Here is a 12044-nt window from a genome sequence, read left to right on the forward strand (position 1 = left end):
CCGCCGGACTACCGCTGCTGCCGCCACCATTCCACGGTGGCGGCAGCAGCCGTTTCCAGCGGCGTGTGGCTGACTCCAAGCGCTGCCTCGGAAGCTGCGGAGTCCATGACGAAGGGCCGCTCAAACTGGTACAGCATCTCCGCCAGCTCGCGGGCGCCGGCTGAAACCAGTGCCGCCGTCCGGATGGTCCAGCCGGGAAGGACGCGCACCTTCGGGGTGGGCCGTCCCGCCGCCGCAGCGAAGGCCGCTGCAAGTTCCTTCTGCGTGCGCGCCGGCCCCGTCGGGGCATGCCACACGGCATTCCAGGCGGACGGCTGGTCCGCGGCCGCGATCATGGCGCCGGCCAGGTCGGGTACGTAGGTGAACGAGTGCGGCTGGCGGGCGCTTCCCATCACGCTGACGTTCTTTCCCGCAAGGACCGGGGCCACCATGCGCTCGCCGGCGTGCGCCATCCGGACGCGCGGTCCAAAGAAGTCGCCGGCCACCACGCTTACCGTGGGCGTGGCCGAGGCCTCGCGCGCCTGCAGCAGGTCCGTCCGCACACCGCGCTTGCCTCCGGTGGCCCTGCGCGGGCCGGCCTCAGTGATCACGCGGTCCGCCTCGCTGTAGGAATAGAGGCTTTCAGGGAAGACGACGACGGCGCCCACCTCCTGCGCGGCGCTGAGGACTGCCTGTTCGGCGGCAGGCAGCTCTGCCCGCCACGCGGCCGCGGTGTATGCCGAGCCGTGGATGCAGTGGAAGACGGCTTTGGCGCCGGCAAGGGCAGTGCGAAGAACCGCCGGGTCCTTCGCGTCCCCGCTGATGCGCTCGATGAGCGGGTGGTCCGGTCCGCTGCCCGACCGGGTCAGGATGCGCACCTGCCGTCCCCGGTCCGCCAATTGTTCCGCTACCGTCCACCCCACCGGTCCCGCCCCGGTCACCACATATATGTCAGGCACTTTGTCTCCCTTTCAGTAGTTGAGAGCAGTGCTCTCGAAAACAAGGATGCGCATACAGGGTGGCAAAGTCAAGAGCAGTGCTCTCTTTAGCTTCCCACGCTCTCGTTTATGGCATGCTGGGGTCATGGATGACGCCCGCGGATCAACCGCTGACCAGCCCCGGCTCCTGACGCCCCGGCAGCGCGCGCGGTCGCAGACGGTGGCGGACATTGTCCGGCTGGGTCGGCAGCACCTGGCCACCGACGGTGCGGCCGCCCTCTCCCTGAGGGCCGTGGCAAGGGATCTGGGAGTGGTGTCCTCCGCCGTCTACCGCTACGTTGAGAGCCGGGACGAGCTGCTCACCTTGCTGCTTATCGACGCCTTCGGTGAACTGGGGGACGAGGTGGACGCGGCCGTTGCGGCGGCCCCGGAGGGTGACCATCTTGGCCGGTTCATGGCCCTGGGCGGAGCCGTCAGGACGTGGGCCCTGCGCGAGCCTGCCAGCTATGCGCTCCTGTTCGGCAGTCCGGTTCCCGGCTACAACGCCCCGGCCGAACGCACCACGGGTCCCGGCACGCGCGTCATCGTCAGCCTCATCGGCATCCTGGACGCCGCCTCCAGGGCGGGGCAATTGGCGGTTGTGGGACCATCCCCGCAGCTTCCGCCCACGCTGGCCGCCGACCTGGAGGCCATCCGCCGGGAATTCGGGCTGGCCATCCCGGACGAGCTGGTGGCGCGGGGCGTTTTGGTGTGGAGTTCCCTTTTCGGTGCCGTCAGCTTCGAAGTGTTCAACCAGTACGGGCCGGACACCTTCCGGGCGCCGCATGAACTCTTCGACCATCACCTCGCCGTCCTGGCGGGGACCGCGGGCCTGCCGGCGCAGCCCTCCTGACGGGGGCGGTTCAAGGCCTGTTGGTGCGCCCGCCCCGTCGATAGACTGCCAGTGCGCCCGGACGGACGCGGAGCCTCAAAGGAGAGATGCACCATGACTGAGAATCCTGAAGTTGCAGCCGAGGAGCCCCGCAAGGGCAGCAGCGCACCCGGCCTGGAGGGGGAAGGCGGGCAGTACGTCGACGGGGATTACGGCGACGCCGGGACCCTCAACGAGCCCGACCGGGACGTTTCGGATGGCGAATACGAGGAAGGCGACTACGGCGACGCCGGCACCACCGGAGGCGCCCGGACGGAGCGTGCCGTCCGCGAGGGCCTCACCGACGGCCAGGTCCAGGCGACCGATGAGGAGCGCGGACCGCTCCATGGGCGCCCCGACTCCGGCCGGTAGGCACCCGCGGGGGTCCCCTTACGCGACGGCGTCCGCCGCCACCAGGCTGTCCTCCCTGGCGGGTTGGGCGTCCTTGCTGCGGGTGCGGCTGATGGCTGCCACCGCAGCCAGGACCGTCACCAGGCCGCCATAGGCGTAGGTGGTGACCGGGAGGGACAGGATGGGGGCCAGCAGGCCTGCCAGCACCGCCGGAACGCCGAAGGCCGTGTAGGCCACGACGAAGAGCGAGGCAAAAGTCCCGGCGCGTTCATGATCCTCCACCAGGGGGCTGATGGACCGGATGACGCCCATGAAGGCAGTGCCGAAACCGGCGCCTGCCACCACCACAGCGGCCAGGAACAGGCCAAACGAATCCAGGCCGAGGGCCAGCAGCGACAATGCGGTCCCCACGGCCAGCGCCGTGGTGCCGAAAATGGTGATGGTGCGGGCTCCAAAGCGGTGCAGGAAGGCCGCCGACGCGGCTCCTGTCCCCGCCAGGATGGTGATTACCATGCCCTGCCACAGATGCTCCCGGATGCCGAAGGTGGTGTGCACGATCGCGGCGCCAAGGGAGAGGTACAGCCCGCCCGTGGCCCAGCCGGCAAAAACGGCCGGGGCGCCGGTGAGGAATGCGCGGCGTGCGGCCGGCGGCAGGGTCAGGTGCGGCTTGAGTGAAGCCGCCGCCCCGGGCGTGCGGGGTGAGGTTTCCGGGCAGGCCCACACCAGTGCGGCGAACACCACGTACAGGACCGAGAGCGAGACGAACACCAGCACGCGGGGCTCCGCGAGGAGGTCCAGCAGCAGGCCCGATGCCAGCGCGCCCAGGGCCAGGCCGCCCAGGGGTGCCACCGTGTTCCAGGCGGCGCTGGAGCCCGGGTCATCCTCCGGTTCCAGATCGGCGATGGCCGCGGAGAGCGTGGTGAGGAGGATGCCGCTGGCCACCCCCTGGAGGACGCGGGCCGCCAGCAGCATCGCCAGCGAATCGGCTGCCAGGAAGGTCACGACGCTGCCGGCGAGCAGGAGGAATGCCGCGCTGATGACCGGGCGGCGGCCGAGGTGGTCGGAGATGGAACCGAAGACCAGCAGGGCCGCCAGGAGGGCCACGGCGTAGACGGCGAAGATCCCGGTGGTGGCCACCGGCAGCAGGTGCAGCTGCTCCTGCAGGGTGGGGTAGAACGGGGACGGCGCGCTGGCTCCGGCCATCATGGCTGCCGTGGCGGCAGCAATGAGGACGAAACCCAGCCGCCGGTGCGACTCTCTGGGCCGGACTGCGGGTGGGTGCGTCACAACATGCCGCCTTCTGCATTGGGGGTGTGGTTGGTTCGAAAATAATCGAAACCTCAGACTACTGGCATGTCCACGATGGTTCAACTAAAGTCGAACCGTGGCTACACCGGCGAACCTCACCCATCCCGAACGCGCGGACCTCCACTTGCCCAGTGTGCTCTTCGCCCTGAGCGATCCCGACCGGCTGGAAATCGCGCGCCAGCTCCGTGCCGGCCCCCTCGATATGGCCGAATGCACCCTCGGCAATCCGGAGATGCCCAAGTCCACCAAGTCCCACCTGATGAAGGTGCTCCGCGAGGCAGGCATCATCCGGAACGAGGCCAACGGGCGCGGCCGCAGGCTGACCCTGCGCGCCGAGGACCTTGATGCCCGGTTCCCCGGATTGCTCGCCGCAGTCCTGGATGCGCCCGGCGCGGACTGACGCCTCCGCACCGCCGGTGCGTGCCGCCGTCGTGCGCTGTTGTACGCCCTGAGCAAAGTTGAGCGTAGTTCGCTCAACTTGTGTTGACATCCTTTGGTGGCTGAGTAAAGTTGAGTGCAGAACGCTCAATCATTGGGCGCCAACCAGTTTCCAAGGAAAGAAGGAAGCAACACATGTCACGTGCAGTAGGTATCGACCTCGGAACCACCAACTCCGTCGTCTCCGTTCTCGAAGGTGGCGAGCCCACCGTTATTGCCAACGCCGAGGGTGGCCGCACCACGCCGTCGGTCGTTGCATTCTCCAAGTCCGGCGAAGTCCTGGTTGGCGAGATCGCCAAGCGCCAGGCCGTCAACAACATCGAGCGCACCATCGCTTCGGTCAAGCGCCACATGGGCACCGACTGGAAGGTGGACATCGACGGCAAGAAGTACACCCCGCAGGAAATCTCCGCCCGTATCCTCATGAAGCTGAAGAACGACGCCGAGTCCTACCTGGGTGAAAAGGTCACCGACGCCGTCATCACCGTCCCGGCCTACTTCAACGACGCCGAGCGCCAGGCCACCAAGGAAGCCGGCGAGATCGCAGGCCTGAACGTCCTGCGCATCGTCAACGAGCCCACCGCCGCAGCACTGGCCTACGGCCTGGACAAGGGCAAGGAAGACGAACTCATCCTGGTGTTCGACCTCGGTGGCGGTACCTTCGACGTCTCCCTGCTGGAAGTCGGCAAGGACGAAGACAACTTCTCCACCATCCAGGTCCGCGCCACCGCCGGTGACAACCGCCTGGGCGGCGACGACTGGGACCAGCGCGTCGTTGACTACCTGCTGAACCAGCTCAAGGTCAAGGGTATCGACCTGTCCAAGGACAAGATCGCCCTGCAGCGCCTCCGTGAAGCAGCCGAGCAGGCCAAGAAGGAACTCTCCTCCTCGTCCAGCACCAACGTCTCCCTCCAGTACCTGTCCGTCACCCCCGACGGCCCGGTCCACTTGGACGAGCAGCTGACCCGCGCCAAGTTCCAGGACCTCACCAAGGACCTGCTGGAGCGCACCAAGAAGCCGTTCCACGACGTCATCAAGGAAGCCGGCATCAAGCTTTCCGACATCAACCACATCGTGCTGGTGGGCGGTTCAACCCGTATGCCCGCCGTGTCCGAGCTGGTGAAGGAACTGGCCGGCGGCAAGGAGCCCAACAAGGGCGTCAACCCGGACGAGGTCGTGGCAGTCGGCGCAGCCCTGCAGGCCGGTGTGCTGAAGGGTGAGCGCAAGGACGTCCTCCTGATCGACGTCACCCCGCTGTCCCTCGGCATCGAGACCAAGGGTGGCGTGATGACGCACCTGATCGAGCGCAACACCGCCATCCCCACCAAGCGGTCCGAGACCTTCACCACGGCCGACGACAACCAGCCGTCCGTGGCCATCCAGGTCTTCCAGGGCGAGCGCGAGTTCACCCGGGACAACAAACCGCTGGGCACGTTCGAGCTGACCGGCATCGCGCCGGCGCCGCGCGGCGTTCCCCAGGTTGAGGTCACCTTCGACATCGACGCCAACGGCATCGTCCACGTCTCCGCGAAGGACAAGGGCACCGGCAAGGAACAGTCCATGACCATCACCGGCGGCTCCAGCCTGTCCAAGGAAGACATCGACCGCATGGTCCGTGACGCCGAGGAGCACGCAGCCGAGGACAAGGCCCGCCGCGAGGCGACCGACACCCGCAACACCGCCGAGCAACTGGCCTACTCCGTGGACAAGCTGATCGCCGACAACGCGGACAAGCTGCCCGAAGAGGTCAAGACCGAGGTCCAGGCCGACGTCGACAGCCTCAAGAAGGCCCTCGAAGGCACCGACGATGCCGCCGTGAAGACCGCGTTCGAGAAGCTGCAGGCTTCCCAGACCAAGCTCGGCGAGGCCATCTACTCCCAGGCCGGTTCCCCGGACGGCGCAGCCGCACCCGGCGCTGAGGGTGCCGCCGGAGCTTCGGCAGGTTCCTCGGACGAGGACATCGTCGACGCCGAGATCATCGACGAAGACGAAGCGAAGAAGTAACCCATGCCGCACCACGGTAACGAGGAAGAGCACAACGCATCCGCCGGCCAGCAGAACGCGCACGGCAACGGCCAGGAGCCGGTCATCCGGGACAACCGCAAGGTTGATCCGGTGACCGGGCAGGCCCGGCACCCCGAGGGCGGCCAGTCCGCCCCCGGGGCCGGGTCCCAGGCCGGGGCAGCGGATTCCGACGGCGACGCGCTGGCCCAGGCCGAAGAGATCCTTAACGGCGTGGACGTGCCGGCCGAGGAATCCGTGGCCCAGGGCGCTCCGGCAGGATCAGCCGGCAACGCCGAGGCAGCCGAACTGCGCAACGACCTGCTCCGCCTCCAGGCTGAGTACGTCAACTACCGCAAGCGGGTTGAACGCGACCGCGCCGTGGCAGGGGAAATGGCCGTCATCGGCGTCCTGAACTCCCTGCTCCCGGTCCTGGACGACGTCGACGCCGCCCGGCAGCACGGTGACCTGACCGATGGTCCCTTCGCCGCGATCGCCAACAAACTGGAGAACGCGCTGAAGACCTACGGCCTGGTCCGCATCAACGAGACCGGCGTGGAGTTCGATCCCACGATCCACGAGGCCCTGATCCAGCAGCCCGGCGAGGACATCGAGGTTGACACCGTCAGCCAGGTCCTCCGCTCAGGTTACAAATCAGGAGAACGCGTCCTCCGCGCAGCCCAGGTCATCGTCGCGGTCCCTGCGTAGTTCACCCCAACGCCTCCGCGGATGAGGGGGCCCCGCCCCTACGCGTGGCGGCTTGGTCCTGCGGACCTAAGCCGCCACGCTTCGGCAGGCCCGATGCCACTCCCGGGCCCCCTCATCCGCTCCGGCTTAGCGGTAATCTCGCCTTACGCTTTTGTACTTTGAAAGGAAACGCCATTGGCTAGCCAGGATTGGGTGGACAAGGACTTTTACAAGATCCTTGGTGTTGCCAAGGACGCTTCCGAAGCCGATATCAAGAAGGCCTACCGGAAGCTTGCGCGGCAGCACCACCCTGATACGAATGCGGGGAACGCTGCTTCCGAGAAGAAGTTCAAGGACATCTCCGAGGCTTATTCGGTGCTCTCGGATCCCGACGAACGCCAGCAGTACGACGCTATCCGGGCCATGGGCAGCGGTGCCCGCTTTGCTCCCGGCGGTGCCGCGGGCGGCAACGGCGGGTTCGAGGACATGTTCGGCGGCCTGTTCACCGGCAACACCGGACGCCATGCGGGCGGATTCAACCCCGCAGGCGGCGGGATCCCGCCCGAGTTCGCTGACCTCTTCGGCGGCTTCGGCGGCGCACCAGGCTTCCAGCGCACCCCGCAAAAGGGTGCCGACCGTACGGCCTCCACCAGCATTTCCTTCGCCGGGTCCATCCGCGGCACCACCATTGGCCTGCGCGAGCCCAGCGGGGAGGTCATCGACGTCCGTGTCCCGGCAGGCATCAAGGACGGCCAGAAGGTCCGCGTCCGCGGCAAGGGCCAGCCCGGTGCGGCCGGCAACGGCGACCTGGTGGTGTCCGTTTCCGTCCAGCCCCACGCCTTCTACACGCGCGACGGCGACAACCTCCGCATCCACGTACCCGTCACCTTCCCGGAGGCTGCGTTGGGAGCGGACATCGAGGTTCCCACCATCGACGGCGAGAAGGTCAAGGTGCGCGTTCCGGCGGGCACGCCGTCGGGCCGTACCCTGCGGGTCAAGGGCAAAGGCGTGAAGACGTCCAAGGCCACGGGCGACCTCCTGGTGACCATCGACGTCGCGGTTCCCAAGAATCTCAACAAGGATGCCGAAGCTGCGGTCAAGGCGTTCGCCGAGGCCACGTCGTCGGCGGATGTCCGTGAGGGCCTGGCAGCCAAGGCCCGGCTCTAGGAGCGGAGGTGAGCCGTGGACATCAGTGCTGACCAGCCGATCTTCGTGATCTCCGTGGCTGCCGAGCTGGCGGACATGCACCCGCAGACCCTGCGGCAGTACGACAGGCTCGGGATCGTCAAGCCCAGCCGTGCCCCGGGCAAGTCCCGGCGCTACTCGCAGCGGGACGTGAACATGCTGCGCGAAGTGCAGCGGCTGTCCCACGAGGGTGTGTCGCTGGAGGGGATCAAGCGCATCCTGGAACTCGAAAACCAGGTGGCCGCGCTGCAAAGCCGGATCTCGGAACTCACCGAGGAACTGGGCCGCCGTCCGCGGGCGGTGGATTCACGGATCTTCGCCGCCGGCGCCGCCGGTGACGTGGTGAGCCTGGCGCGGGGGCAGCGGCCCCGGCCGAGGTCCCAGGCCATGGTGGTCTGGCGGCCGCGGGCCATCGGGCAGTAGAAGCCGGCCAGCAGGGCCCGGCAGGTACCGCCTTCCGGCGTTCCGCGAAATTAGAGTACCCACTACTCGTGACGGAAAAGCCCCCTGAAACTTGAATGGAACCATCGCCGGATCAGCGGCGATGGTTCCGCAAGTTCTGGGGGTTTTCCGTGTTTGAAGTTCTCAGCAAAGCTCTTAACAGCAAGGCCCGGCCGTGAGCCCGGGAATGGAAGCCGTGGCTGCCTTCAGCGGCTCCATGCCGGGCCAGGTCCTGCTGGCCATCGGCCAAACCATCGTGGTGGTCTGCGTCTGCTTCGACATGGTCCGCGAGTTGTCCGTCCCGAGGTCGCACCGGCGCTTCGTGGCCAGTACCGTGTTCCGGACCTTGGCCATTCCCTCGGTCATGGCCAACGCCCTGACCGTCTTCATCGCCCTGGTGAGGTCGTCCTGGGTCGATGTGGTGATGGGCATGTTCGTGCTGGTGGCCATCGTCTTCCGCTTCCACCACAACAAGGACGAGGACAACTGGTGGAAGGGCAAGGGCAAGAAGCTCGCCCGCTGGGCCCGCCGGCAGTTCGCCGGCCGGACGTCCACCGCACCGGCCATGGGCTAGCAACACCGGCAAACAGTACAGCGGGGTCCTGCATGCGGGTTGCATGCGGGACCCCCGCCGTTGAAGTCTCGATCAGCCGTTGATGACCTGGGGGACGCCGAGCGCTTTGAGGCCTTCGACGCCGAACTCCACGCCGTAACCGGACTGCTTGGCTCCGCCGAACGGGATGCGGGGGTCAACGGCGCCGTGCCGGTTGATCCACACCGTGCCGGCCTGGATCCGGGCTGCGACCTCGCGGGCGGTCTTCAGGTCCGGGGACCAGACGGAGGCGCCGAGTCCGACGTCGAGTCCGTTTGCCTTCTCCACTGCTTCGTCGATGGTGCTGTAGCGGATGATCGGCAGGGCCGGGCCAAACTGTTCCTCAGCCACCAGCGGGTTGTCGTTGTCGATGTCCGCTACCAGGGTGGTGGGGTAGAAGTAGCCGGGCTGGCTGGTGTCCGGGTTCCCGCCGAGCAGGACGCGTGCGCCCGAAGCCTTCGCTGCCTCCACGAGGTTCGCCACGACGTCGTACTGGGCCTTGTTCTGCAGCGGGCCGAGTACGTTGTTCTCGTCCAGGCCGTTGCCCATCGGCATGGCCTTGGCCACCGCTACAAGTTCTTCGCAGACCGCGTCGTAGATGCTGTCGTGGACGTAGAGGCGCTTGAGCGCGGCGCAGGTCTGGCCAGTGTTGAGGAACGCACCCCAGAAGACGTCCTGGGCGATGGCCTTGGGGTCGGCGTCGGGCAGGACGATGCCGGCGTCGTTGCCGCCCAGTTCCAGGGTGAGACGTTTGACGGTGTCAGCGGAGGACTTGATGATGGCGCGGCCGCCGGCGGTGGAGCCGGTGAACATGATCTTGCCGATTGCCGGGTGGTCGGTGAGGCGCGCGCCCACTTCGCGGCCGCAGGAAACCACCGAGAGGATGCCGTCAGGGAGTTCCTCGTTGAGGACCTTGACCAGGGCCAGGACGCAGAGCGGGGTGTTGCCGGAAGGCTTGACCACCACGGCGTTGCCCATCCGCAGGGCGGGGGCGAGCTGCCAGACGGCGATCATCATGGGCCAGTTCCAGGGGCCGATCGCGCCGACGACGCCGATGGGCCGGTAATGCAGCTCGGCGCGGGTCTCGCCGTCGTCCACGATGGTTTCCGGTTCCAGCGGCAGTCCGGCGGTGGCGCGGAGCCACGCGACGCAGGCGCCGACTTCGAAACGGGCGTTGGGGCCGTTGAGGGGTTTGCCCTGCTCGCGGGAGAGCAGTTGGGCGAGTTTCTCGGCGGAGCGCTCGACGGCGTCGGCTGCTTTGAGGAGCGCGGCGGACCTTGCGTCGTGGCCCTGGGCAGCCCAGGCGGGCTGGGCTGCGACGGCGGCGGACACGGCGCCTTCGAGGTAGTCGAGATCGTGGATGGGGGCTTCGCCCACGGCTGCACCGGTGGCAGGGTCAAAGATGGTCCGGCCGGTGCCGGCGGCGGGGGCAATGGACGCGAGAAGCGCATCATAGGTTTCCAAGGGATACTCCACTTCGAGTAGGCATGGACGCCAGCCGGTCGGCGTAGCGGGTTACTCCCAGTGTGGGCTGGACCCTGCTCCAGGCTCTTGTCTTTGTGCGCAGGACTGTTGTGCTGGAGCGAACGCCGGCGGGTGTGTGTCACGCTGGCCCACTTTTGAACGGTTAATGACTGCGGGACCCCGGGTTTCCGGGGTCCCGCAGTGATAACTGGGCCAGTTTGGGCGGTCTTATTGGGCCGCGTAGGGGTGGGCGATGCCGATGTATTGGGTGGTGGTGTATTCGGCGATGCCTTCGGAGCCGCCTTCGCGGCCGAGGCCTGATTGTTTGACGCCGCCGAAGGGTGCTGCGGCGTTGGAGATGACGCCGGCGTTGAACCCGACCATGCCGAACTCGATCTGTTCGGCGACGCGGAGGAGCCGGTTGAAGTCCTTGCTGTAGAGGTAGGAAGCCAGGCCGTACTCGGTGTTGTTGGCCAGTTCGATGGCTTCTTGCTCGGTTTTAAATGTGGTGATGGGGGCGACGGGGCCGAAGATTTCCTGGCCGAGGATCGCGGCGTCGTTGGGCACGTTGGCCAGGACGGTGGGCTGGTAGAAGTAGCCGGGCCCGTCCACGGGGGCGCCGCCGGTCACGGCCACGGCCCCGGCCTCCACGGCCGCTGATACCAGGGTGTGGACGTCGTCGCGGGCGCCGGCGTCGATCAGCGGCCCGACTTTACTGTCCGGGTCGGTGCCGCGGCCGGTGGTCAGGGCGCCCATGGCGGCGGCGAACTTGCGGGTGAACTCCTGCGCCACGGTTTCGTGGACCAGGAAGCGGTTCGCTGCGGTGCAGGCCTCGCCCATGTTCCGCATCTTCGCGGCCATGGCGCCGTCGACCGCGGCGTCGAGGTCGGCGTCCTCGAACACGATGAACGGGGCGTTCCCGCCGAGCTCCATCGAGGTCCGGAGCACGTTCTGGGCGGCGTCGGCCATGAGGCGTTTGCCGACCGGGGTGGAGCCGGTGAAGGAGACCTTCCGCAGCCGCGGGTCGGTCAACAGCGGCCCGGAGATCCCGGACGCAGAGGAGGACGAAACCACATTTAGCACTCCGGCGGGGAGGCCGGCGTCGAGCATGGTCTGGGCGAAGTACTGCGCCGTGAGCGGGGTGAGTTTGGCGGGTTTGAGGACCATGGTGCAGCCGGCGGCGACGGCGGGGGCGACCTTGCGGGTGGCCATCGCGAGCGGGAAGTTCCAGGGGGTGATGAGCAGGCAGGGTCCGACGGGTTTGCGTTGGACCAGGATTTTGTTCTTGCCTTCGGGGGTGGTGAGGTAGCGGCCGTAGTCGCGGACGGTTTCCTCGGCGAACCAGCGCAGGAACTCCGCCCCGTAGGTCACTTCGCCGCGGGCCTCGGCCAGGGGTTTGCCCATCTCCAGGGTCATCAGTAGCGCGAAGTCATCCGCCCGTTCGGTGACCAGGTCGAAGGCGCGGCGCAGGATCTCCGACCGCACCCGCGGCGCAGTCCGTGCCCACGACGCCTGGGCCGCGTCGGCCGCGTCCAAAGCCGCGACTGCATCGGCGCTGGTGGCGGAGGCGAGGGTGGCGAGCACCTCCCCGGTGGCCGGATCGTGCACGTCGAACGTGCCGCCGTCGGACGCCTCCACCCAATCACCATCGATCAAAAGACCAGTGGGCACGGAAGCCAGCAGGGCCGTTTCGCGCTCCGGCGTGAGGGCAGGGGGCAGCTCGGAAGTAACTGTCATGGGAAGTCCTTAG

General features: G+C 67.5%; 12 protein-coding genes. 8 read left to right on the forward strand and 4 right to left on the reverse strand.

The window, feature by feature from the left end; all coding sequences use genetic code 11:
- Positions 1-8: 8 nt before the first annotated feature.
- Complete coding sequence (locus PUN51_RS09010) at positions 9-929, reverse strand: NAD-dependent epimerase/dehydratase family protein (protein WP_374114930.1); 921 nt, start codon at positions 927-929, stop codon at positions 9-11.
- Between the two features lie 133 nt (positions 930-1062).
- Here PUN51_RS09010 and PUN51_RS09015 point away from each other — a divergent pair, with 133 nt between their 5' ends.
- Both PUN51_RS09015 and PUN51_RS09020 read left to right on the forward strand, forming a co-directional pair.
- Positions 1063-1809 (forward strand): TetR/AcrR family transcriptional regulator, encoded by a 747-nt coding sequence (locus tag PUN51_RS09015; RefSeq protein ID WP_275180634.1) that lies wholly within the window; start codon positions 1063-1065, stop codon positions 1807-1809.
- A 93-nt stretch (positions 1810-1902) separates the two neighbouring features.
- Positions 1903-2199, forward strand: a complete 297-nt coding sequence (locus PUN51_RS09020; RefSeq protein ID WP_159630210.1) for a hypothetical protein — start codon at positions 1903-1905, stop codon at positions 2197-2199.
- 18 nt (positions 2200-2217) lie between these two features.
- Here the strand turns inward: PUN51_RS09020 and PUN51_RS09025 are convergent, their stop codons facing one another.
- Positions 2218-3465 carry an MFS transporter gene (locus PUN51_RS09025; protein ID WP_275180638.1) on the reverse strand — a complete coding sequence of 416 codons (1248 nt, stop codon included), beginning with the start codon at positions 3463-3465 and terminating at the stop codon, positions 2218-2220.
- A 97-nt stretch (positions 3466-3562) separates the two neighbouring features.
- On the opposite strand from PUN51_RS09025, the gene PUN51_RS09030 reads away from it, so the two are divergent.
- The 6 genes from PUN51_RS09030 to PUN51_RS09055 all read left to right on the forward strand — a co-directional run bounded on the left by PUN51_RS09030 (position 3563) and on the right by PUN51_RS09055 (position 8812).
- Positions 3563-3886: an ArsR/SmtB family transcription factor gene (locus PUN51_RS09030; RefSeq protein WP_043453649.1), complete on the forward strand. Its 324-nt coding sequence runs from the start codon at positions 3563-3565 to the stop codon at positions 3884-3886.
- A 173-nt stretch (positions 3887-4059) separates the two neighbouring features.
- Positions 4060-5928, forward strand: coding sequence for a molecular chaperone DnaK (gene dnaK, locus PUN51_RS09035; RefSeq protein ID WP_224023438.1), 1869 nt, complete (start codon positions 4060-4062; stop codon positions 5926-5928).
- A gap of 3 nt (positions 5929-5931) precedes the next feature.
- Entirely contained in the window at positions 5932-6633 is a 702-nt protein-coding gene (locus tag PUN51_RS09040; protein ID WP_275180640.1) for a nucleotide exchange factor GrpE, read from the forward strand.
- Between the two features lie 174 nt (positions 6634-6807).
- Positions 6808-7779, forward strand: a complete 972-nt coding sequence (locus PUN51_RS09045; RefSeq protein WP_201302379.1) for a DnaJ C-terminal domain-containing protein — start codon at positions 6808-6810, stop codon at positions 7777-7779.
- A gap of 15 nt (positions 7780-7794) precedes the next feature.
- Positions 7795-8220, forward strand: a complete 426-nt coding sequence (locus tag PUN51_RS09050) for a heat shock protein transcriptional repressor HspR (RefSeq protein ID WP_141159097.1) — start codon at positions 7795-7797, stop codon at positions 8218-8220.
- A gap of 205 nt (positions 8221-8425) precedes the next feature.
- Positions 8426-8812, forward strand: coding sequence for a hypothetical protein (locus PUN51_RS09055; protein WP_224027230.1), 387 nt, complete (start codon positions 8426-8428; stop codon positions 8810-8812).
- Between the two features lie 72 nt (positions 8813-8884).
- Here PUN51_RS09055 and PUN51_RS09060 read toward each other — a convergent pair whose 3' ends face one another.
- A complete protein-coding gene (locus tag PUN51_RS09060) occupies positions 8885-10294 on the reverse strand; it encodes an aldehyde dehydrogenase family protein (RefSeq protein ID WP_275180644.1) in 1410 nt (469 codons plus the stop codon).
- Between the two features lie 228 nt (positions 10295-10522).
- Positions 10523-12031: an NAD-dependent succinate-semialdehyde dehydrogenase gene (locus tag PUN51_RS09065; RefSeq protein WP_275180646.1), complete on the reverse strand. Its 1509-nt coding sequence runs from the start codon at positions 12029-12031 to the stop codon at positions 10523-10525.
- Positions 12032-12044: the final 13 nt, after the last annotated feature.

Origin of the sequence: Arthrobacter sp. NQ4 (assembly GCF_029077345.1) — a bacterium.
Lineage (GTDB): Bacteria > Actinomycetota > Actinomycetes > Actinomycetales > Micrococcaceae > Arthrobacter.